The 1,061-nt window shown below is 66.6% G+C and carries 1 protein-coding gene; it reads right to left on the bottom strand.

Annotated features, from left to right (window positions below):
- The coding region (locus tag Afe05nite_RS43490) for a tyrosine-type recombinase/integrase (RefSeq protein WP_369077034.1) at positions 1–917 on the bottom strand (917 nt) is incomplete at its 3' end.
- Positions 918–1,061: the final 144 nt, after the last annotated feature.

Below are 1,061 nucleotides of genomic sequence, written 5' to 3'. Positions count from 1 at the left end.
AACACCCACGCCCGCGGCGGCTTACCCGCGATTCGATCCAACAGCAGTCGGCCCGTCTCCTCGTCGACCGGAACACCACGCGTGCCGGCCTTCGACTTCGGCGGCCCGATCGTCCCGTCGTCCTTCAGCGTCTGCCGCACCTGCACCACCGTCTGCCGGCCGTTACTGGTGATGTGCTGCGCCTGCAACGCCACCAGCTCACCCAACCGCAAACCGGTAGCCAACGCCGTGTCGACCATCGCGAGGATCCGTCGATCGCAGTGCGATCGGATCAACGCCACCTCGCCGGGGTCGAGGAACATGCCCTCGAACTTGTCGCCCTTCGGTAAACCAGGAACGCCCCTGCGTGACCCCGCCCGCCGCGACGCCGGATTCGATTGCAACCATCGCGGGACCGCAGCGCCGAGGCAGCCGTGCAGCACGCGGTAAGCCTTCCCGATCGTCTCCGCCGACAGCAGCTGGTTCGCGGCGACGTTGCGGTTGCGGTTGCCGCGGGTGCTGCGCCGGGTTGCCATCCACGCCACCCACTCGCGGATCGTCTCCTCAGTAATGTCGTCAAGGCGGAGATGACCGAGCCGGGGGATCGCTCGGGCGGTCAGTACCCACCGGTAGTTCTTGATGGTGGTTGCTTCGATGTCGCGGGCCTGTTCGCGTTCTCGCAACCACATCTGCACCCATGCGCGGAAGGTGGGCATCACCTGCACGTCTGCGGCCGGCCGGTTGAGGACAGCGTCGTAGCACTCAGCGCGGGTGATGTTGTGTCTGCGGGCCTCGACGAGTGCTTGAGCGGCCTGGGCGAGGCGTTCCCGCTCAGCCGGTGGTCCGCTGAACGAGCACGACTGACGGGCGCCGTCGCGAGACCCGCCGAGGCGCCAACTGACACGTAACGATTCGCCGCGCCGCTCGAGGGTTGCCACGGTCGAGACCGTAGCCCCACGGTGCCCCCACTGGGGTCACCGATTTGGTTGTTCCGAGAAGTCGGATGGTCGTCGTTGGTCGATTGAAACCGTCCTTGACCAGGGCTGGAGGCTGTTGACCCAGGCTGGACAGTTCACGAACGC

The sequence above is a fragment of the Paractinoplanes ferrugineus genome (assembly GCF_016862195.1).
Lineage (GTDB): Bacteria > Actinomycetota > Actinomycetes > Mycobacteriales > Micromonosporaceae > Actinoplanes > Actinoplanes ferrugineus.
Note: the sequence above shows the minus strand (reverse complement) of the source record. Positions and strands in the feature narration are given on the sequence as shown.